The sequence below is a fragment of the Rhizobium terricola genome (assembly GCF_012927355.1).
Classification (GTDB): domain Bacteria; phylum Pseudomonadota; class Alphaproteobacteria; order Rhizobiales; family Rhizobiaceae; genus Allorhizobium; species Allorhizobium terricola.
On sequence record NZ_JABBGK010000001.1, the window covers coordinates 912,960 to 933,402 of the forward strand.

Consider the following 20,443-nt stretch of genomic DNA (forward strand, 5'->3'; position numbering starts at 1 on the left):
AGCGCTGAGCTTTCGAGATCAATATTGAACACATGTGTTCAAATGTCAACGCTTGTGAGGTGCCTGCGACATTGCTACACATAGGCAGTGTCGCGGTGCATGCCGCCGCTTCAAGACGTTGCTTGGAGCCTCCGCGATTTATGGGACTGCTTTCAGAGGATTCCCGCCGATGTCGGGCGCCAAATGCCGCATTCATGAAGCTGCCATGCGCCTCTTCGCCAGGAAGGGCGCGGACCGGGTGACGGTCAGCGATCTCGCCGAAGAGGCGGGGGTGGCGCGTGGAACGGTTTACAGCACCGTTCCCGATCCGGGCGCGCTGTTCGAGGAGATCGCCGGCGATCTCGCCAACGAAATGCAGGATCGGGTGCGGGCCAGCATGGTGGACATCACCGACCCGCCGTGCCGTCTTTCCTGCGGCATCCGGCTCTTCATCCGGCGGGCCCACGAGGAGCCGCAATGGGGCCGGTTCATCGTGCATTTCGGTTTCAGCAACACGGCGCTGCGCGGCCTGCTGACCAGCGCGTCTGCGGGCGACCTGATGCAGGGCATTTCGAGCGGCCGCTACGCGATCCGCCCCGAGCAGGCGACGTCGCTGATGGCGATGATCGGCGGCGCGACGCTGTCGGGCATGATGCTGGTGCAGGAAGGCTACAAGACCTGGCGCGAGGCGAGCAGCGAAATCGCCGAACTGATCCTCACCTCGCTCGGGATCGAGCGCGAGGAAGCCCGGCGTATCGCCGGGGAGGATCTTCCTGCGCTGGTCCATTGACGCGGACTGCCTTGACAAGGAACGGTGCTGTCAGCCGGACCTTCCCCTTTTCGATCCAAATCGTTGCGACGCCTCCGGCATCGGACCATGATTCGCGCCTGTCATCATGCTGAAACACGAGTCTGATTTTAGGCACGTGGAAAACGACGGCAAAGGACGACGACCGTGACTGGTGAAACGGACATCCGGCAATTCAGGACCCTCTTCATCTCCGACGTGCATCTCGGCTCCAAGGCGGCGAAGGCGGATTTTCTCATCGACTTCCTGCGCACGCATGAGGCGGAGACCATCTTCCTGGTCGGGGACATCGTCGACGGCTGGCGCCTCAAGCGCAGCTGGTACTGGCCGCAGGACTGCAACGACGTCGTCCAGAAGCTTCTGCGCAAGGCGCGCAAGGGCACCCGGATCGTCTATATTCCGGGCAATCACGACGAGTTCCTGCGCGGCTTTCCGGGCACTCATTTCGGCGGCATCGAGGTCGCCGAGCGGATGATCCACGAGACGGCGGACGGCAAGAAATACCTGGTCCTGCACGGTGACGAATTCGACGTCGTGGTTCGCAATGCCCGTCTTGTCGCCTATCTCGGCGACTGGGCCTATGACATGGCGATCAACATCAACATCGCGCTGGCCGCGATCCGCCGCCGGCTCGGCATGCCGTACTGGTCGTTCTCCGCCTGGGCCAAGCTCCAGGTGAAGCAGGCGGTCAACTTCATCGGCGAGTTCCAGCGCGTGGTTGCGGAAGAAGCCCGCCGCAACGAGGTCGACGGCGTCATCTGCGGGCATATCCATCACGCGGTGATGGAAGACATCGACGGCATCCATTACGTCAATACCGGCGACTGGGTCGAAAGCTGCACGGCGATCGCGGAACATCATGACGGCCGTTTCGAGCTGATCTCGTGGGGGCATCTGATCGCCAAGCCGGCGAAGCCGGTTGCGGCCCTGGTGCCGCCGGTCTCGCTGCCGCTGGCCATCGAAGCTGCCAAGAAGGAAGACGTCCAGGCTGCCTGAGACGGATTTTACCGGATCGCAGACCGATAGGACCAGTTTTCGTTGTGGCTTGAGGGTGACGGCCCGGGATAAACGCCGCCCGAAGGATTTCCTTGCCGGTCTGTCTGGCTATACTGCGCCATCGAGTGATTTGCGCCGCAGCGCCGGAATGTCCGGACCTGGCACGCAAGCGTGGAAGTTGTCAGGACCTTGAAGTCGATTCACCCAGAAAGCGCTGCGATCGAGATCGACGAGCTGCCCGGCGACGGGCATCGCATCCGGCTGTCCGGCGCCTGGCGCAACAACAGCCTCGGGACGCTTCTACAGAGCAACGGCCGCCTCGTTCCCGCATCCGGCGATGCGCCGGTCGAAATCGACCTTTCCGCCGTTTCCGATATGGACCTCGCCGGTGCCTGGCTCGTGCGCCGCTACATGGCGACCCGGCAGGCCGAGGGAAGTCCCGTCAAGCTCACCGGTGCCTCGCGCAACATGCGCGAACTGATCGGCGCCCTGCCGGAGAGCGTCAAGGCACCTGCCGGCCCCGGTGCTCCGCTTCCCCTGTTCCAGCGCATATTCTCGCCGGTTGGCGAGGCCATGGTTGAACTCTGGCGCGACATGGTTGCGATGATGTTCGTGCTCGGTTCGGCCGTGCACGGCGCCCAGACGAAGCTCGGGCGCGGCAGCGGCGTGTCGCCCGCCTCGGTCGTAACCCAGCTTGATCACATGGGTGTCAGGGCGGTGCCGATCATCGTGCTGATGTCCTTCCTGATCGGTGCGATCATCGCCCAGCAGGGCGCCTTCCAGCTGCGCTATTTCGGCGCCGAGGTCTTTGTCGTCGACCTGGTCGGCATCCTGCAGCTGCGCGAGATCGGCGTGCTTTTGACCGCGATCATGGTGGCCGGCCGCTCGGGCAGTGCGATCACGGCCGAGATCGGCTCGATGAAGATGCGCGAGGAGATCGACGCGCTGAAGGTCATCGGGCTCAATCCAATCGGTGTCCTGGTCTTTCCGCGCCTCGTGGCGCTGACGGTTGCGTTGCCGCTTCTCACCATCGTTGCGAACTTCGCGGCGCTTTATGGTGCGGCGGTGGTCGCCTGGACCTATTCGGACATCACCTTCGACGTATTCACGACCCGCCTGCACGATGCGATCGACTATTCGACGGTTGCCTCGGGCATGATCAAGGCGCCGTTCATGGCGCTCATAATCGGGATCGTCTCGGCGGTCGAGGGCATGAAGGTCGGCGGCAGCGCCGAGTCGCTCGGCCGTCACGTCACGGCCTCCGTGGTGAAGTCGATCTTCGTCGTCATCCTCGTGGACGGGCTGTTTGCCATGTTCTACGCCGCCATCGATTTCTGAGGAGGACGGCTTGGAAGGCACGACCACCAATGTCCAGGGAAGCGAGCGCGAAGCGGTTCTTTCGGTGCGCGGGCTTACCGTCGGCTTCGGCAGCAAGGTTGTGCTCGACAATCTCGATCTCGACATCTATCGCGGCGAAATCCTGGGGTTTGTCGGGGCCTCCGGTGCCGGCAAATCGGTGCTGATGCGCACGGTTCTCAGGCTTCTTCCGCGCCGCTCAGGCTCGATCCAGATCCTCGGCGCCGACTATGATGCCGTCGGCGAACGGGATCGCATGGACCTCGACACGCGTCTCGGCGTTCTCTTCCAGCACGGCGCGCTCTTTTCGGCGCTGACCGTGAAGGAGAACATCCAGTTGCCGATGCGCGAATATCTTGATCTGCCAAAGTGGCTCATGGATGAGCTGGCCTATTTGAAGCTCGACCTCGTCGGTCTCGATCCGGACGCTGCGGACAAATACCCGTCCGAACTTTCGGGCGGCATGATCAAGCGCGCGGCGCTCGCCCGCGCGCTGGCGCTCGATCCGGACCTCGTCTTCCTCGACGAGCCGACCTCCGGCCTTGATCCGATCGGGGCTGCCGAGTTTGACGAACTGATCGCGCGATTGCGCGATACGCTCGGGCTGACCGTCTACATGGTCACGCACGATCTCGACAGCCTGTTCTCGGTCTGCGACCGCATCGCCGTTCTCGGGCAGAAGCGCGTCTTGGTCGAGGGAAGCTTAGACGATATGCTCGCCTGCGACGATCCGTGGGTGAAGTCCTATTTCCGGGGCAAGCGCGCCCGTTCCATTCCCCGTCCGGGCAATCCGGCGGCATCCGGTAAAGTGACTGACTGATGGAAACCAAAGCCAATTACGCGATCGTCGGATTTTTCACGATGCTGGTCATCGCGGCCGCCTTCGGCTTCGTCTACTGGATGGCGGAGTATGGACGAGGCGGACCGATGGCGCCGCTGGCGATCCGCATTCCGGGCTCGGCCAACGGTCTGAGCATCGGCTCGCCGGTGCGGTTCAACGGCATTGCGGTCGGTTCCGTCCGAAATCTCTACATCGACAAGCAGGATCCGCAATTCTCAGTGGCCTTCACCGAAGTGCGGGCGGACGCTCCCGTCACGACCTCGACCAAGGCCGTGCTGGAAATCCAGGGCTTGACCGGAGCGGCCTATATCGAGCTTTCGGGTGGCAATGCGGCGGACGAGAACATTCTCGCCAAGGCGATCTCTACGGGTGAGCCCGCAGTGCTCCTGGCCGACCAGTCGAGCGTGACGAACCTGCTCGCGACTGCCGACAAGATCCTGCAGCGCGCCGACAACGCGATCGGCGAGTTGCAGGGCTTCATCTCGGATGCGCGCCAGCCGCTGACAAACACCGTCAAGAATGCGGAGACCTTCTCGAAGTCGCTGGCCGACAACGCCGAAGGCATCGATAAGTTCCTGGAGAGCGTCAGCGCGCTCTCCGAGTCTGTCTCGGGGCTCTCTGGGCGTCTCGACACGACGCTCGCGGCGGCGGAGGACCTGTTCAAGGCGCTGAATTCCGACAAGATCGACAAGATCCTCTCGAACACCGAAGAGTTCACCGGGAATTTTGCCGATGCCTCCGACAAGATCGGCCCGGCGATCGACAATTTCCGCGAGACTGCGGCGACGTTCCAGCGCTTCGGCGAGAATGCCGACAAGACGCTGGCAAAGGTCGACGAGGTGTTCGCCGCGGTGGACAAGCAGAAGATCGGCAAGGTGATGGACGATGTCTCGGCCGCGTCCGGCGATGCGCGCGAGGCGGTCAAGAGCTTCAAGGACCTCAGCCTGAACATCAGCGAGCGGACGCAGGACATCGACCAGGCGATCACCGACTTCACGCAGCTCGCCAACAAGCTCAACAACGCCTCCGATCAGGTGGACGGCATCCTGAAGAAGGTCGATTCCTTCCTTGGTTCGGGCGAGGCTGACTCGCTCAGCGTCGAGGCGCGCAAGACCCTGCAGTCGATCCGTGGTGCGGCCGACAACCTCAATGCCAAGATCGGTCCGATCGCCGACAATCTGGCGCGGTTCTCGAACACCGGGCTGCGCGACATCCAGTCGCTCGTGACGGATACCCGCCAGACGGTGCGTGGGCTGAACGATGCGATTACCAATTTTGACCGCGATCCACAGCGGCTGCTGTTCGGTGGCGACACCGTCAAGCAGTATGACGGACGGACTAGGCGGTGAAGACCATGACGGGAAAGGGCAGGGGCAAGATGGGCGGAACCGCTATGACGGCGCGTCGCATGACAGGATTGAAGACGGCTATGGCGGTGCCTCTGGTGCTCGCGGGGCTTTCGGCCTGTGCGTCCAAGGCTCCAAACGACACCTTCGACATCACGGCCTCGCCGACGGTCGAAAGCAACGGGCCGGCGCGCAATCGTCAGCTGCTGGTCGCCGATCCCTCGGCGCTCAAGGCGCTCGACAGCGAACAGGTGCTGGTGCGTGTATCCCCGTCCGAAATCCGCTATCTGTCCAAGTCGCAGTGGAGCGACAAGCTGACCCGCATGGTGCAGGCGAAGCTCGTCGAGACCTTCGAGAACACGGGCAAGCTGGACGGCGTCGGCAAGCCCGGGCAGGGACTGGCGATCGACTTCCAGCTGATCACCGATATCCGGGCCTTCGAGGTGGATACCGTCGGTGCAGACCGTGGCGTGGTGGAGATCTCGGTGAAGCTGCTCAACGACCGCAATGGCACGGTCAAGGCGCAGAAGGTGTTCAGCGCCTCGGAGCCGGCCTCCGGCACGTCGAACGAGGCTTATATCCGTGCCATGGATCGCGCCTTCGCACGTGTCAGCGCCGAGATCGTGACCTGGACCCTGAGCCAGCTCTGATCGGCTTTCCGGGGACTGTGGTCTCCGGCCCCATTTCGTCGCCACTCAAAGAAAAACCCCGGTGCCGTGAGGCGCCGGGTTTTTTTCTTGTCTGATTGCCTCGAGCGCGGTCCTGCGGACGGCCACGCTCGTTAGCCGAGCCTGCCGTCAGCTGAACCGTCCGGCGGCGTGAGCCAGCATGGTGTAGACCTTGCCGGTGTCGGACGTCAGGTAGGACTGAGTGACCGTCTTGTCGCGGTCGGTCCGGGCGACGTCGGCCAGCAGCTTCTCGAAGTCGGCGATGTAGCGGTCGACGGCGACGCGGAATTCCGGTTCGCGGTCATACTTGCGCTTGATCTCGTCGAAGGTCTGCTGACCCTTCAGCGTGTAGAGGCGACGGGTGAAGACGTCGCGCTCGCCGCGCTGGTAACGGCGCCACAGGTCGACCGAAGCGTCGTGGTCGATGGCGCGGGCGATATCGACCGACAGCGAGTTCAGCGATTCCACCATGTGACGCGGATTGCGATTGTCGGCCGGGCGCGGAGCGGCCGCGGCTTCGGGAGCAGCACGCGGTGCGGGTGCACGCGGGGCCGGAGCGGCGGCAGGTGCCTCGTTCTCCTCGTCGCGCGAGGCGCCGCGCAGCAGATCGCTGATCCAGCCGCCGGATTCGTTGCGCTGGGTGGCGGAATGTGCCGGCGCGGGGTTCAGGCTGCCGCGAAGGCCGAGCTGTTCTGCCGGACGGGCAGGGGCCGGCTGCGGCGCCGGTGCTGCGGCGGCGACGGGTGCGGCCGGTGCCGGCGCGGGCGGAGCCTTGCGCGGTGCTTCAACCGGCTTGGCCTCGACGAGCTTGCGGGCGACAGGCTCGGAGATTTCCAGTGACTGGGTCGAACGGCCGACCAGATGGGAAATGTCCTGCAGGGCCTTGATCTGCTCGGCAACGGCGCGGCGCATGGCGGCGGCGCTTTCCTTGGCTTCTTCCGGAAGATCGAAGGCGCCACGCTTCAGTTCGCTGCGGGTCAGGTCGAGTTCCTTGCGGATGTCGTGCGCGGAGCGGCGGATCTCGTCGGTCGCGCCGGCAAAGCGGTTGACAGCCTCCTCGACCGCCTGGCGCATCGCTTCGCGCAGGTGGGCGGCGGCGCCGTCGGACTTGCGGCCGGCCTCGCCAAGCAGCTTGTCGACGTCGGAGAGCGAGGTGGAGAGACCGCCGCGCAGGCGATCGGCAAGCTCGGCCGAACGCTTTTCCGCGTCGGCAAGGGTCTTTTCGATCGAGCGGTTGGCATCCTCGCCAGCCGACATCAGCGCACCGCGCATCGTATCGGCGGTCGAAAGGGCCTGCTTCTCGGTCTCCGACAGGATCTTGCCGATATCGGCGAAGGACGTCTGGATGCCCTGGCGCAGGTTGCCGGCGACCTGGCCGGAACGCTGTTCGGCCCGTTCGAAGGCGGTCTCGACCATGTGGCCGAGACCCTTCATCGTCGTCTCGATCTCTTCGGAACGCTTGACGAGACCGACTGCAAGATCGCGCAGGGCCTGTTGGCGTTCCTCAAGCGTGCCGACGAGGTTCGACTGGGCCGCCGACAGGAGCTCGGAAGCCTGGCTGAGGACCTTGGAATGATCGCCGAAGCGCCCGACGATCGAGGTGACCTGCGACAGCGTTTCGCCGGAGACGGCGTTGAGGCGCTTGAGCTTGCTGTCGAGCAGGCGACCCGAGGTCTGCAAAAGATCGGCGGCCTTCGAGGTGGTCTCCGCGAAGCGCTCGGATGTCTGGCCGAGTTGGCCGTCGGCGGCCACGATATTCGCGGCGACCTGCTCGATCATCGAGGCAAGGCCGGCATTGCTTTCACTCAGACGGTCGATCAGGCGGCTTGCGGACTCGGTGAGGCTCGCCTCGGCATGGCCGAGCGTCTCGGCGGCCTTGTCGGCGCGGTTCGCGATTGCATCGACGATGGCGCTGTTTTCGGCGCGCAGGCGTTCGGCGCTCAGCGCAGCGGCCTCGCTGATGCGCTCGGCGGCGACACGGCCGGTTTCCGCATAGGTGTCGACCAGCGGGGCGGCCTTTTCCTCGATGAGGCGGGATAGTTCCGCGGACCGTGAGGCCAACATCGAATTGAGTTCGCGGGTCCGGTCGTCCAGCACCGAGCGGATGGTGTTGCCGCGGGCTTCGAGCGCTTTCTCCACCGCGTCCATGGTGGACGAGATTTCCTGCGTGTTGCCGGCAAGCGATTCCCGGATGGCCGATGCACGGGCCTCGAGGGCCGAACCGGCTTCCGACAGGGTTTCGGTCAGGTTCGAAATCTGGGTTCCGACGATCGCTTCGGCTTCAGCGACCTTGCTGGCGATCACGTCGCCGGCCTCGGAGAAGGTCTGGGCGACCGCGGCAGCCTGGCCGGCGAGGCGGTTCTGGGTTTCCGCGATGCGGCTGGCGAGGTCCTCCGACCGTTCCTCGACCGCACGGCTGAGCTCGGCGCTGCGCTCGCCGATCCGTTCGGCGAATTGCGTGCCGCTCTGGTTGAGAAGTTCGATCGACCGCTGGGCTTCGCCGTCGAGCTCGCGGGCGGCATCGGCGACGGCGCCACGCAGGGCTGCGGCGAGGCCGGCGGCCTTGCCCTCGATCGTGCGGTTGACGTTGTCGAGGCCGATGTTGAGCGCGCGGTCCATGGTGGACAGACGCTCGTCGATCTGGGCGGTGCGGCCTTCGAAGGTTTCCGCCACGCGGGCGGTCCCGTCTTCGAGGACGCGGGAGACGCGGTCGGCGGCTTCCGTGCCGACCCGCTCGAGGTCGGACATCTTTTCGGACAGGCGGCTGGCAAATTTCTCGCCGGCATCGCCGACGCGGATATCGACGCCATCGAGGCCGTTCTTGATCCGGTCTTCGAGCGTGCCGAGGCTGGTCTCGATGCGTGCGCTGGTCTCGTCGAGGCGGGTGGTCATGCCACCAACCGACTGCTCGATGCGGCCGGAGAAGTCCTCGGCGGATCGAGTGATTTCGGATGCAGCCTCGCTGAACTGGCCGGCAAGGGTGCCGGCCGTGCCGCGCAGGCGCTCGTCGAGCGTCTTGCCGCTTTCGTCGATGACACGACGCAGGGCTTCCTCGCGCTCTTCGAGCGACATTTCGAGCATGCCGGCGCTTGCGGCGATCGATGCGCCGATGGCGGTGCTCTGTTCGGCGAGCGTGGCGTCGAACTGGCTGTGGGCAGCGCGCAGCGTGAGGTCGATCGCGTTGCCGCGTTCTTCCAAGGTGGCGCGGATGCGCTCATGCGTGTCGGACAGCTTGCCGTCGATGTCGCCGAGACCCGCAGAGAGGGTCTGGCCGATGCGGCCGGTTCCGTCGCCAAGGGCCTTTTCAAGCTGCTCGCCGGCCTGTTCGAGGGTGGACGACAGGTAGGCGGCATGGCCGGCAAGGGCGAGATCCAGCCGGTCCTGGTTCTCGCTGTAGGCGCTGCGGATGGCTTCGGCCTTTTCGCTGAAGGTCGACTCGATGCGGCGGTCGGCGTCGGCCACCGTTTCGACGATCGCGGCAGTCCGCTGGTCGAGGACGTTTGCCAGACGGCCCTCGGTTCCCGACAACGCGTCGATGATGGCGGTTGCACGACCATCGAGCGTTTCGTCGAGGCGGCGCTGACCCTCGGCGAGGGCGTCCGCGATCTCGCGGCTCTTGCCGTCCAGGGTGGTTTCGAGGCGTTCCTGGTTACCGGCAAAGGCACCGGTGATCGCCGCAGCCCGTCCGTCCAGGGTCTCGTCGAGACGCCGCTGGCCGTCGGCGAGAGCCTCGGCAATTTCGCGGCTCTTGACGTCGAGGGTTTCGGCGAACCGTTCCTGGTTGCCCGACAGCGCGTTGACGATCGTCTCGGCGCGGGTCGACAGCGTTTCCTCGAAACGGCTCTGGTTGCCGGACAGGGCGCTGTAGAGCGCGCCGCCACGTTCTTCCATGATCGCGTCGATGCGCTTTTCTGCCTGTTCCAGGCTTTCGGTCAGCGACTGGGCGCGGGCCGCCATGGCATTGGCGATTTCCTGGGCGCGGTTCGACAGGGCGTCGTCGATCAGTTCCTGGCCCGTGCCGACGGCCGTCGCGAGAGCGAAGGACTGATCGGTGAGCGTCGAGCCGAGGCGTTCGATGCTGGAGTTGAGAATGCCGTCGATCGCTTCCGAGCCGCCGCTGACGGTCTCGTTGATGCGGGCGAGGCTCTCCATGAGCTTGCTGTCGAGCGAGCCGGCGCGCTGGTCGAAGGCGCTGGCGAATTCGGCGACGCGTTCGTCGAAAGCGGTGTTGACCTGGCCGATGGTCGCCTGCAGGCGATCCTCGAACAGGCCGGACCGGAGGTCGAGATCGACGATCGCGTCGTCTGCGCTCGACTGGAGGTTCTGGCGGAAGGTGGCGCCCTTTTCGTCGAGCGTCGCATTGAGCTTGGCGAGTACGTCGTCAAGCGAACTGGTGATGCCCTGTTCGCCGGTCGTCAGGCGTTCGGCGATCTCGCGGGTGCGCTCGACCAGCGTCTCGTTGAGCTGGCGGGCGCGTTCGCTGAGGGCGGCGTTGAGCTTTTCGGTGTTGGCATCGAGCGTCGAGGCGCGGGTCTCGAATTCGCCGAGCAGTTCGCGTCCGCGCTCGGCGAGCGTCCCGGTCAACTGCTGCAGGCGGGTATCGAATTCGCTCGCAAGCGAAATACCGGAGGCGCTGAGCGTCTGGACGAGGTTCTCGGTCTTGCTGGAGAGCAGGCTACCGATCGCGGTTGCGGCAGCATCCGACTTTTCCATGAGGGCCGCGGCGCGGGTATCGATCAGCGAGGCGAAGGCTTCGCCGGAAGTCGCAAGCCGGACGGCGATTTCTTCGGTCGCGAGAGACAGCTCTTCCTTGAGCTGGTCGTGGGCGCCGACGATCGAGGTGCGGATGCGCTCGGCATGGTTGACGATCGCATCGCGCTCCGAACCGAGTTCGTGGACAAGGCCGCGAACGCGCAGTTCGTTGTCGGTGTAGCTGCGCTCAAGCGCGGTCACTTCGGAATGGACGAGGGTTTCGAGTTCGGTCGCACGGGCGATCGTCCGCTCGATGCCTTCGTTCATCGCCGAGACTTCGCGACGCACGGCCTGGCCGACCGTCATGATGCGTTCGGAGGCGATGGTTTCGGGCTCGGAAAGGCGGAGCGCCACTTCGGCCATGGAACGGGCAGCGTTCCGGAGGTCGTGGGCGCGGGCCATCATGATGGAGAACGCGAAGAACAAGAGGACCGGGATGACTGTGCCGACAAAGATGGCGACAACGCCGGGAGTAGCGACGACGTCGGCGACGGTCGGTGACTGCCACATCTGGCTGCCATAGAGCAGCTGGGTCATGCCGATGGCGCCGAGTACCCACAGTACGGAGATGATCGATGCGTTTCGGATCGCGGTGCGCATGGATGCGCCTTCAAGCGACTTCATGATCGCGGCCGGGGTGCGGCGCGAGGCGTCGTTGGCGGGTTCGAAGGCCGGCGCGCGGGGCGCGGGCTCGGGGGCAAGCTCGCTGCCACGGGCAGGGCGCCGATCGTTGTTCTTCTTAGGCGCTGCAGGACGCTGGTTGCTGGACTCAGACACTTTGGCCTCCGATGCGTCTGACGCCTGCCTTTGCGAGGCCGGCGTCTCCTGTTCGTCGAAATCGATCCTCAGCGCGGCTTCGAGTGCCTGAAACGCGCTGTCGTCAACCGACTCGACCGTCTTCTTGTTCGCCATAGGGTTACGCCTCGCTACCACTCACTCGCACGGTCAAGTCACGGACCCGTTGCCGCCTGCAACGGAGCTCGGCCGAACCGCCTTACTCAAGAGCTCCATCCTGCCGCCACGCCAGAGGAAGCATCCCATTGGAATACAGACCCGGACCACCGCCGGACGTGCTCTATCCGGCTAAATCCTTATCATCATCCGGGTTTCGGGCAAAGGTTGCCACCCTAGCCCGATACCATCCGTACCGTAGTGACACATTCGGCATGCCGACACAATTAAGAGGGTCCTTCATTCCTAACGACCCTCATTCGTTGTTAACAGTATTTAAACTAAATTAGCCGCCGAAAATCCATACGGATTATGGTTTTAACCGACGTTAACCATGTCTCAAGGTTTTCGCCGCAAATGGGCCCGGATTTAACCGGATAGCCACGCCGCCGCGTCAAGGATGACGGCACCAAAAAACATATAAGAAGGAAATTGGCCCATGGCAGCGCTCAACATCGCATTCGAAGCCCCCGAGAACAACGGCGGACGTTGCCCTTCGAAATCCCGTCCCATCGACCTCGTCCAACTCGCCACCCAGACCAAGGGCGACAAGGCCGTCGAGATCGAGATCCTGCAGATCTTCGCCCGTCAGGCGCGCGGTTGCCTGCAGGCTCTCGCCAACCAGACGGATGGTGCCGCTCGGATCGTCATCGCCGAACGGCTGAAGAATGCCGCCGATGCGGTTGGCGCCCATGGCGTGTCGAACGCCGCCGAAGCCGCCTGGAAGAACGGTCCGGATGCGGCCCAGCTCGCTCAGGTTGCCGCAAGCGTCATCGAGGCTGAAAACTTCATCCTAAAGCTCTGCCGCTGAGGCCTCGGCCGCTGCCTTGTGCATTGCAGCAGCAAGGCGGCAAATTCGCAACGGTCAATGTTGACTGACCTTACGTTTTGGGTGATGACTTCGCCGGTTTTTCAATTGGCGAAGTCTGGATACCTCAATCATGGCACAACTCACCATCATCGCTTTCGACGGCACGCGTTACGAACTCGCGGCGGACGAAGGATCGACGGTCATGGAGAACGCGGTTCGCAATTCGGTGCCGGGCATCGAGGCGGAGTGCGGTGGTGCCTGTGCCTGTGCGACCTGTCATGTCTACGTGGACGAGGCCTGGACCGAAAAGGTCGGCGCTCCGTCGCCGATGGAAGAGGACATGCTCGATTTTGCCGTCGACGTGCGCCCGAACTCCCGACTTTCCTGTCAGATCAAGATCACGGCTGCGCTCGACGGGCTGGTGGTCAACGTACCCGAACGGCAGGGCTGACGTAGCGCACCACGCAAAAAGGCCCCGCTCTTCGACCAGCGACGAGCGAGGCAGGAGGGCGCATCGCCATATCAGGCGAGGGAGGAAACACCTGTGGCACCTGGATGCGCCAGGGAGAACTCGGGGAACCGTCAACGCTCGGTGAACTGAATGTGATGACATTTGTATTTCAGTTTGTGTGCAAGTACCACGCCGAGAAATAGCCGTTTATTCACAGGATCCGACGCAAGTTTGGCGCAAGGCAGGGGCTTTGCAGCCACACTCTCGCGCGCAATTTCACCTCAATTCTTGGGGGTGCTGCGCCTTGCGCGGTATTCCAGTATGCGAATCATCCGATTCTCGAAATTGACCGATTCGACCCGGTCGAATCCCATCTGGGCCCTGTCGTGGGCCTCGATAATCCGGGACGTCGTGCTGGCGACTTTTTCCTGCATGGCTTCGCAGGTCTTTTGAGACCGCAGAGCCTTCAAGGCCTTTTCGAGCTGCTTGGCGTGCTGGCGGGCGATCTCGGCATGGCGTTCCTCGTGGCGCTTGATGTCGCTCGACAGCGCATCCCAGATGAGCGCCAGATCGCCCTTGGCCCGTTTCCGGTTTTTCCAGCTCGGCAGGATGATGCGGATGTCGAGCGTCACGTCGGCCTCGCCGACGCGGCATCGGCCGTCCGATTGCACATAGGTGAGTTCACCGCCGAACTTGATCTGCGTTGCGCCCGGATGGCGAGATCCGCTCGACTGGGTCTGCGGTCCGCGATGCGACAGTTCGCGATCCAGATCATCCGCGGTCGTGCCACTGATCTGGAAATAGGAGATGGACTTTCGGACGATGGTTTCGGCTCGGCCATCCGTTGCCGGTGTGAGCAGAAGGGCCGCGGCAACGGAAAGGATGCCCAGGCGGCGTGCAGTCGTCATTCGTGGTATCCGCAATGTTGAATTCGCCGCGACCTTGGGGCATAGCCACTGCGAGTGCAATATCGCACCTGCAATTTTTTCGACCGGAAAGGGCGGCGCCGTGGCGACCGGGATTAACGGATACTGGCGCGTGGCCCATGGCCGCGGCCTTGCTCTGGGGGACAAGGGGCGGCTGATGGCGATCGTCAACGTCACGCCGGATTCCTTCTCGGACGGCGGACGCCACTTCAGCGTCGACAAGGCGGTCGCACACGCTCTGTCCTGCGTTGCAGACGGAGCCGACATTCTCGATGTCGGCGGGGAATCCACCCGTCCGGGCGCCGAACCGGTCAGCGCCTCGGAAGAGCAGGACCGGGTGCTTCCGGTGATCGAGCGGCTGGCGCGTGAAAGCGATGCGCTGATCTCGATCGATACATATCGCGCCGAGACGGCGCGGCTGGCGGTCGCTGCGGGTGCCCATATCATCAACGATGTCTACGGGCTGCAGAAGGAGCCCGAAATAGCCAACGTTTCGGCCAGCGCCGGCGCGGGGCTGTGTATCATGCACACAGGGCGTGGCCGTGACCGGCTCGACGACGTGATCAAGGACCAGTTCGACTATCTCGGTAAGTCTCTGGAGATTGCCGCGACGGCCGGGATCGATCGTGAGACGATCGTTCTCGACCCCGGCTTCGGCTTTGCCAAGGAGACCGTCGAGGAGAACATGGCGCTGATGGCTCGGACGCAGGAGCTGTTCGGGCTCGGCTATCCGCTGCTGGTCGGCACGTCGCGCAAGCGTTTCCTGGGGACGCTGACCGGCCGGGAGGCCGCCGACCGGGACGCCGCGACGGCGGCGGCGACCGTTCTGCTGCGGATGAAGGGCGCCTCCGTTTTCCGGGTGCACAATGTCGCGATCAACCGGGACGCGCTCGCCATCGCCGATGCTATGATTGCCGCACAAGAAGAAAGCGGCGAGGAGCCGGGCCGATGACCGACGTCTACACGATCACGCTGAAGAACTGTGCGTTCTTCGCCCGCCACGGCGTCTATCCCGAGGAGGAGTTCCTCGGGCAGCGCTTCTATGTTGATGCCGAATTCGACGTGTCTGCCGGTGCGGCGATGGAAGGGGACGACATCGAGGGAACGGTCGACTACGGGATTGCCTTCAAGGTGATCGAGGAGACGGTGACCACCAGCCGGCACCAGCTGATCGAGGCGCTCGCCCTGACGATCGCCAAGGAACTCTGCCTGCGCTTTCCACAGATCCCGTGGGCGAGAATCACCGTCCGCAAGCCGAGCGCTCCGGTGCCCGGCATTCTCGACTACGTACAGGTGAGTGTTGAACATTTCCGTTGAGGGCGCGTGGCGCCCGGCTACCCTCGGACTTGGCGGCAATATCGGGGATCCGGTTGCCGCGATGGCGCGCGCATTGCGGCGCCTCGACGAGCGTGATGATTGCCGCATCGTTTCCGTATCGCGACTTTATCGCACGCCGCCATGGGGCAAGACCGACCAGGCCGATTTCTACAATGCCTGCGCGGCGATCGAGACGCGGCTGGCGCCGCTCGTCCTGCTCGAGACCTGCCTCGACATCGAGCGGGACATGAAGCGCGTGCGCATCGAGCGCTGGGGGCCGCGGACGATCGACATCGACATCCTGACCTATGACGGACTGGCGATCGACGAGGAGCTGCTGAAGGTGCCGCATCCGCGCATGACAGAGAGGGCCTTCGTGCTGATGCCGCTTGCCGATATCGACGGTGACATACGCGTGAAGGGCAGGACGGTATCCGCATGGCTGGCGGAGAGCGACCGGGCGGGCATCGAGGTGGCAAACGAAAGCCGCGACTGGTGGCGCGGCTGAGGCATTCCGTAACAATGGGAGAATGAGCGGGAAGGTCGCCCGCTCGAAGGCACGTCAGTTCTTGACCGAACCGACCGCGTAGGCATCCGCCTGGCGGTTGAGCTTGAGGCCGATGACCGGAACCATGCGATCCTCGACCTTGACCGAGATCGTGATGTTCATCGCGCTATCGTTCTGCAGGCGGGCGACCATGGCGCCGTTCAACTTGTTGCGGTTGATGCCCATGACGGCGCGGTCGCCGGTGACGTTGCCCGATACGATATCGAGGCCCTTGCCGTCTGCGCCATCGAGGAACTTGCCCTGATAGTTGCCGCCGACCTGGGCGATCGTTGCCTTCATCGGCTGCGAGAAGACGCCGACGCGGCAGGTGCCGTCGAGGGTCAGGCCGGTTTCTCCGCCGGAGGACGGCAGGCCGGTCAGGTTGCAGGTAAACTTCGTTCCCTTGTACTTGCCGGCGACGATCTCGCCCGGACCCTTCCACACGCCTGCAACCGATTCGAAGAAGCGTTTGTCACGCGATGCGGCATCGGCGACGGGTGCAGCGGCCACGAGTGCGGCTACGGACACGGCGGCCATGCGACCGACTGGCGAAATGAAACGAAACGACATCGACTTACCCTGGTACGAGCAACCAACAAATCCGCAGACAAAGTAACGCGAGAATGGTTAATGCATCCTTGCAGTAGCCGCAAAAGCCGCGCCGGGCAACGGGGAAAAGCCTGATTTGCCCGGACTTGGCCTTAATCGGCGCGGCTGGCGGACTTGCCGGTCACACTCGGCGCAAGGTCCGAGACGAAGTCGCCGATCCCTGGGCGTTTCACCGCCCTGAATGGCAGGGGGCGGCAAAGATCCATCGCGGCAATGCCGATTCGGGCGGTCATCAGTCCGTTGATGACACCTTCACCGAGCCTTGCGGAAAGCCGGGAGGCCAAGCCGTGGCCGAGGATCTGCTGCGCGAGGCCATCGCCGACGGCAATCGAGCCGGTGACTGCGAGATGGGCGAACACGTCGCGAACGAGGCGCAGCATGCCGACCGTTCCGGGCCGACCGCCATAGAGTTCCGCCATGGCGCGGACGAGACGAAAAACTTCGAACAGCACGTAGGCGAGGTCGACCACGGCACGGGGGCTGACGGCGGTGACCACGGATACGCGTTTCGCGGCGCCGAGAATGAGCGCCCGGGCTCGGATGTCGAGGGGGCTCAGCAATTCGCGCTCTGCAAGCTCGATCAATTGCGGGGCATCGATGATGTCTTCTTCGGTTGCTTCCAGAGACGCGCGACCACGGGCGGTCTCCGGCCTGGAGGCGACAAGCTTCGTCAACTGCCGCACGACGGCGCGCGCGGCAGGCTTGCGGCCTTCGGCGACGGCAAGCTCCGCGTCCCCCTTGAGGGTCTGTACGGCTTCCAGCCGGTAGAGGCCGATCACCTCGCGCAGAAGAACGACGGCGAGCGAGGCCAGGCCGATGCCGAGGACGGCGAGCGCGGTATAACCCAGCCAGTCGGAGCGCGAGAACAGGTCGCGGATGAGGCCGTCGATCCACAGCCCGACAGCGAGCGAGAGCAGCAGTCCGAATGCCCCGAGCGCGATCCGGCCAAAGGACATTCCGCGCCGCCGAGGTCGGGCGACGGCCATCTCTTCGATTGCGGTGATATCCGCGCCGATGAAGGGATCGGCCTCGTCGGGGACCATCTCGATGCCGGCATCGAAGCTCTGCGGCGGGCGGGCCTTCGCCGGGGCGGCCTGGGTTGCCTCTTCCGGTTCGACCGTGAAGGACGCGGGACGGCGTCCCGTCGTGTGCGGAACATTCGGTGGCCTGGTCATGCGAGGCGATCTCCAAAGAGGAACTGCATGGCGCGATCGAGGCGGATATGCGGGATCGACAAGGTGATCCCGCCGCCCGTTTCCTCGATCAGCGGCGGGCGGAAGCGGACGATGTCGAGGTCCGGCAGGTCGAGTTGCGCCGCGCCCGCATCGAGAGAGCGGAAGAAGGATTCCGGGCTTTCCGGCAGGTCGCCCGGGAAGACGGCGGTCTTGCGGTTTCCATCGAAGCGCTCGGAGCCGACCTTTTCTCCCTCCATCGGCGTTCCGACGATGACCGGCAGGTCGTGGCCGTCCCGCTTGACGTTGGCCTCCCGGGTCGCCCGCACGGAAGCGATCGCCATGACGTCGATCCCGGCGCCCGACATGCCGATGGTGTGGACGGCGCGGTCGACGAGGCGCCGGGTGATCGCCTGGAGACGGTCGTGGCTCTCGTGGTGCAGATGGTCGGCCTTCGTGGCGGCAACGAGCACGCGGTCGATCCGGCGGCGGACGAGGGAGGTCAGGATGTTGTTCGAGCCGGGGCGGAAGCAGGCGAGCACGTCGGCAAGAGCGCGTTCGAGATCCTGAACCGCCTCCGGGCCGCGATTGATGGCCTGGAGGGCATCGACGAGCACGATCTGGCGGTCGAGGCGGGCGAAGTGCTCGCGGAAGAAGGGTTTGACCACAACGGTCTTGTAGGCCTCGTAGCGGCGTTCCATCATCGCCCGCAACGAGCCTTTCGGCGCGCGTGTTTCGGGCATGTCGACAAGCGGGGCGAAGGTCAGGGCGGGGGAGCCTTCGAGGTCTCCAGGCATCAGGAAACGTCCGGGCGGCAGCGTGGACAGCGAACGCTCGTCCGACTTGCAGGCCCGCAGATAGGCCGTGAAGGTCGAGGCAAGTTGACGGGCGACCATCTCGTCCGCCGGTCCGTCCATGTCGATGGCGGACGAAAGCTCCAGCCAGTCACGGGCGAGTTCGGCGCGAATGCCGGTTCGAGCAAGTTGTGTCGTCGCGTCGCTGAACTGCCGGAAATCCTGGCCGAGCAGCGGAAGGTCGAGCAGCCACTCGCCCGGATAGTCGACGATGTCGATCGACAGGCGGCCCGGCGAAAAGAGCCGGTTCCAGCCGCTGGCGCTCTTGTATTCGATTGTCAGGCGGATTTCGGAGATGGCCCGGGTCGAATCCGGCCAGATGCGGTCCTGGACCAGTGCGCGAATGTGATCTTCATATTGGAAGCGCGGAACGGCATCGTCCGGCTGTTCCTCGAGCCGGGTGGCCGTCACGCGGCCGGAGCGGACAGGTTCGAAGAGCGGAAGCCGGCCACCGTGCAGCAGATTGTGGACAAGCGACGAGATGAAGACCGTCTTGCCGGACCGCGACAGGCCCGTGACCCCGAGACGGATCGTCGGATTGACGAGGTTCGCTGCGCGGTCTGCGATGTTGTCGAAGGCGATGGCGGCTTCGTCGGTGAAGCTGGTCAAGGATGGCGGCAATTCATTCGTCCCTGCATGGTGTGCGTCCCGTCATATAGGAAGCGATCGGGTCGGGAAAAAGGAACAGGCGATGGCGCGATCGTCGCAGCGGCCCGGCGATCAGCCGATGAGAAAATCGTGAAGCAGCCATTCCGCCTCGGGGCCGTCGTGGTCCAGCACGGCGAGGCCGGACGTCGGGTAGCCCTCCGGGATGGTCCGATTGGCGACATCGGCCCCGACCAGCGACACGAAAAGCTCCTCGATCGCCGGATTGTGGCCGACGATCATCACCGACGGGAAACCGGAGAGAGTGGCAAGCGTGTCGACATAGCTATCAGCCGGAGCATTGTAGAGGTCGTCGACGAAACGGAGTTCCACTGTGCCGCCGAAAGCCCGGCGCATGGCTTCGGTCGTCTGGCGGCAGCGCGCCGCCGACGAGGACACCACAACCCCCGGGCGATAGCCGCGGTCTGCAGCTGTCGTCGCGACAAGTTCGGCCTCGGCAAAGCCGGCATCGCTCAGCGTGCGGTCGAAATCGCTGGCGCCGGGAAGCGCCCAGCCGGATTTCGCGTGCCTCATGAGGTAAATGCGTTCTGGAGGCGGGGTCAGGAGGGTCATCCGGTGATATGTCCGCGACAGGGCTTCGAGCCTTTGAACTAGCTGTTGTCGGGGATGTCCGTCAACTGGCGTATAAACCGATTAGACCACAGTCGCAGATGGCACCGCGGGACGCGTGATCGATGGCCTGATACTCATTCGAAATAATGATGAAAAAATATGCTTTTAGCCAAAAAATGTAACAGATTTAAAAATGCCTTAAAACCGGCCAGGAGGCTTGAACCGCGCCTTTCGAAAGGATATACACCCGCCCATTGAGATGTTCTTCAGGAGATTCGCGTTGAGTGAGAAGATCAATCTTAGCAATTATGTTCTCTCGGAAGACGATGAGTTCATGAACGCAAGCCAGAGGGCCTACTTCCGCGCAAAGCTGATCGCCTGGAAGAATGACATCCTCCGTGAGGCACGCGAGACCCTCGATCACCTTGCCGAAGAGAGTGCCAATCACCCTGATCTCGCCGACCGGGCGTCTTCCGAAACGGATCGTGCCATCGAACTCAGGGCACGGGATCGCCAGCGTAAGTTGATTTCCAAGATCGACGCCGCGCTGCAGCGGATCGAGGACGGCACCTACGGCTACTGCGAGGAAACCGGCGAACCGATCGGGCTGAAGCGCCTCGACGCACGGCCGATCGCTACGCTGTCGATCGAGGCGCAGGAACGGCACGAGCGTCGCGAAAAGGTCTATCGCGACGAATAGGTCCCGTTCGAGGGCCATGTGACAGAGTGAGGCGGCCGAAAGGTCGAACGAAAAATGCCGGCTTGCGCCGGCATTTTTCGTATTATGCGTAATGTCCGTCAGGACCGGGTGCGGGGCTATTGGATCCGTCCGGGACGCAAA

General features: G+C 63.9%; 18 protein-coding genes. 12 read left to right on the forward strand and 6 right to left on the reverse strand.

The genetic code is table 11. The annotated features are described in order from the left end of the window. The first annotated feature begins 169 nt into the window (after window positions 1–169). The 6 genes from HHL25_RS04275 to HHL25_RS04300 all read left to right on the forward strand — a co-directional run bounded on the left by HHL25_RS04275 (window position 170) and on the right by HHL25_RS04300 (window position 5,976). Window positions 170–769, forward strand: a complete 600-nt coding sequence (locus tag HHL25_RS04275) for a TetR/AcrR family transcriptional regulator (protein ID WP_169587598.1) — start codon at window positions 170–172, stop codon at window positions 767–769. 165 nt (window positions 770–934) lie between these two features. Beyond that, window positions 935–1,783 carry a UDP-2,3-diacylglucosamine diphosphatase gene (locus tag HHL25_RS04280; RefSeq protein ID WP_169587600.1) on the forward strand — a complete coding sequence of 283 codons (849 nt, stop codon included), beginning with the start codon at window positions 935–937 and terminating at the stop codon, window positions 1,781–1,783. 189 nt (window positions 1,784–1,972) lie between these two features. After that, complete coding sequence (locus HHL25_RS04285) at window positions 1,973–3,121, forward strand: ABC transporter permease (RefSeq protein ID WP_169587602.1); 1,149 nt, start codon at window positions 1,973–1,975, stop codon at window positions 3,119–3,121. A gap of 10 nt (window positions 3,122–3,131) precedes the next feature. Continuing rightward, complete coding sequence (locus HHL25_RS04290; protein WP_169587604.1) at window positions 3,132–3,959, forward strand: ABC transporter ATP-binding protein; 828 nt, start codon at window positions 3,132–3,134, stop codon at window positions 3,957–3,959. Further along, window positions 3,959–5,329: an MlaD family protein gene (locus HHL25_RS04295; protein WP_169587606.1), complete on the forward strand. Its 1,371-nt coding sequence runs from the start codon at window positions 3,959–3,961 to the stop codon at window positions 5,327–5,329. The genes HHL25_RS04290 and HHL25_RS04295 overlap by 1 nt, the downstream gene beginning before the upstream one ends. A 29-nt stretch (window positions 5,330–5,358) precedes the next feature. Continuing rightward, on the forward strand, window positions 5,359–5,976 hold the full coding sequence (locus HHL25_RS04300) for an ABC-type transport auxiliary lipoprotein family protein (RefSeq protein WP_169589553.1): 618 nt from the start codon (window positions 5,359–5,361) through the stop codon (window positions 5,974–5,976). A gap of 147 nt (window positions 5,977–6,123) precedes the next feature. Here the strand turns inward: HHL25_RS04300 and HHL25_RS04305 are convergent, their stop codons facing one another. Then, on the reverse strand, window positions 6,124–11,658 hold the full coding sequence (locus HHL25_RS04305; RefSeq protein WP_169587608.1) for an apolipoprotein A-IV repeat region-like domain-containing protein: 5,535 nt from the start codon (window positions 11,656–11,658) through the stop codon (window positions 6,124–6,126). Between the two features lie 478 nt (window positions 11,659–12,136). Between HHL25_RS04305 and HHL25_RS04310 the strand changes: the two genes are divergently transcribed. Together HHL25_RS04310 and HHL25_RS04315 are read left to right on the forward strand one after the other, a co-directional pair. After that, entirely contained in the window at window positions 12,137–12,508 is a 372-nt protein-coding gene (locus HHL25_RS04310) for an Hpt domain-containing protein (RefSeq protein WP_169587610.1), read from the forward strand. Between the two features lie 130 nt (window positions 12,509–12,638). Beyond that, a complete protein-coding gene (locus tag HHL25_RS04315) occupies window positions 12,639–12,959 on the forward strand; it encodes a 2Fe-2S iron-sulfur cluster-binding protein (protein WP_169587612.1) in 321 nt (106 codons plus the stop codon). Between the two features lie 281 nt (window positions 12,960–13,240). On the opposite strand, the gene HHL25_RS04320 is transcribed toward HHL25_RS04315, so the two are convergent. Then, a complete protein-coding gene (locus HHL25_RS04320) occupies window positions 13,241–13,867 on the reverse strand; it encodes a DUF922 domain-containing Zn-dependent protease (protein ID WP_169587614.1) in 627 nt (208 codons plus the stop codon). Window positions 13,868–13,967: 100 nt separating this feature from the next. Between HHL25_RS04320 and folP the strand changes: the two genes are divergently transcribed. From folP to folK, 3 genes are read left to right on the forward strand one after another with little or no spacing between them, the layout of a single operon-like run. Beyond that, window positions 13,968–14,837: a dihydropteroate synthase gene (gene folP, locus HHL25_RS04325; protein WP_315853023.1), complete on the forward strand. Its 870-nt coding sequence runs from the start codon at window positions 13,968–13,970 to the stop codon at window positions 14,835–14,837. After that, window positions 14,834–15,202: a dihydroneopterin aldolase gene (gene folB / locus HHL25_RS04330; protein ID WP_169587618.1), complete on the forward strand. Its 369-nt coding sequence runs from the start codon at window positions 14,834–14,836 to the stop codon at window positions 15,200–15,202. The genes folP and folB overlap by 4 nt, the downstream gene beginning before the upstream one ends. Further along, window positions 15,186–15,710, forward strand: a complete 525-nt coding sequence (gene folK, locus HHL25_RS04335) for a 2-amino-4-hydroxy-6-hydroxymethyldihydropteridine diphosphokinase (RefSeq protein WP_169587620.1) — start codon at window positions 15,186–15,188, stop codon at window positions 15,708–15,710. The genes folB and folK overlap by 17 nt, the downstream gene beginning before the upstream one ends. Window positions 15,711–15,764: 54 nt before the next feature. Here folK and HHL25_RS04340 read toward each other — a convergent pair whose 3' ends face one another. The 4 genes from HHL25_RS04340 to HHL25_RS04355 all read right to left on the reverse strand — a co-directional run bounded on the left by HHL25_RS04340 (window position 15,765) and on the right by HHL25_RS04355 (window position 19,563). Beyond that, a complete protein-coding gene (locus tag HHL25_RS04340) occupies window positions 15,765–16,319 on the reverse strand; it encodes a hypothetical protein (RefSeq protein ID WP_169587622.1) in 555 nt (184 codons plus the stop codon). 131 nt (window positions 16,320–16,450) lie between these two features. Further along, complete coding sequence (locus HHL25_RS04345; RefSeq protein ID WP_169587624.1) at window positions 16,451–17,533, reverse strand: YcjF family protein; 1,083 nt, start codon at window positions 17,531–17,533, stop codon at window positions 16,451–16,453. Beyond that, window positions 17,530–19,005: a YcjX family GTP-binding protein gene (locus HHL25_RS04350; protein ID WP_169587626.1), complete on the reverse strand. Its 1,476-nt coding sequence runs from the start codon at window positions 19,003–19,005 to the stop codon at window positions 17,530–17,532. Before HHL25_RS04350 ends, HHL25_RS04345 begins: the two co-directional genes overlap by 4 nt. Before the next feature lie 99 nt (window positions 19,006–19,104). Then, entirely contained in the window at window positions 19,105–19,563 is a 459-nt protein-coding gene (locus tag HHL25_RS04355) for a SixA phosphatase family protein (RefSeq protein ID WP_315853024.1), read from the reverse strand. A 319-nt stretch (window positions 19,564–19,882) separates the two neighbouring features. On the opposite strand from HHL25_RS04355, the gene dksA reads away from it, so the two are divergent. Continuing rightward, window positions 19,883–20,302 (forward strand): RNA polymerase-binding protein DksA, encoded by a 420-nt coding sequence (gene dksA / locus HHL25_RS04360; protein WP_169587630.1) that lies wholly within the window; start codon window positions 19,883–19,885, stop codon window positions 20,300–20,302. The last annotated feature ends 141 nt before the right edge of the window (window positions 20,303–20,443 follow it).

Bases quoted from the DNA above. Each gene is read 5' to 3' on its own strand.
- HHL25_RS04275 (WP_169587598.1), top strand. From the start codon at position 170: ATGTCGGGCGCCAAATGCCGCATTCATGAAGCTGCCATGCGCCTCTTC.
- HHL25_RS04295 (WP_169587606.1), top strand. From the start codon at position 3,959: ATGGAAACCAAAGCCAATTACGCGATCGTCGGATTTTTCACGATGCTG.
- HHL25_RS04300 (WP_169589553.1), top strand. From the start codon at position 5,359: ATGGGCGGAACCGCTATGACGGCGCGTCGCATGACAGGATTGAAGACG.
- HHL25_RS04305 (WP_169587608.1), bottom strand. From the start codon at position 11,658: ATGGCGAACAAGAAGACGGTCGAGTCGGTTGACGACAGCGCGTTTCAG.
- HHL25_RS04310 (WP_169587610.1), top strand. From the start codon at position 12,137: ATGGCAGCGCTCAACATCGCATTCGAAGCCCCCGAGAACAACGGCGGA.
- HHL25_RS04315 (WP_169587612.1), top strand. From the start codon at position 12,639: ATGGCACAACTCACCATCATCGCTTTCGACGGCACGCGTTACGAACTC.
- HHL25_RS04320 (WP_169587614.1), bottom strand. From the start codon at position 13,867: ATGACGACTGCACGCCGCCTGGGCATCCTTTCCGTTGCCGCGGCCCTT.
- folB (WP_169587618.1), top strand. From the start codon at position 14,834: ATGACCGACGTCTACACGATCACGCTGAAGAACTGTGCGTTCTTCGCC.
- HHL25_RS04340 (WP_169587622.1), bottom strand. From the start codon at position 16,319: ATGTCGTTTCGTTTCATTTCGCCAGTCGGTCGCATGGCCGCCGTGTCC.
- HHL25_RS04345 (WP_169587624.1), bottom strand. From the start codon at position 17,533: ATGACCAGGCCACCGAATGTTCCGCACACGACGGGACGCCGTCCCGCG.
- HHL25_RS04355 (WP_315853024.1), bottom strand. From the start codon at position 19,563: ATGAGGCACGCGAAATCCGGCTGGGCGCTTCCCGGCGCCAGCGATTTC.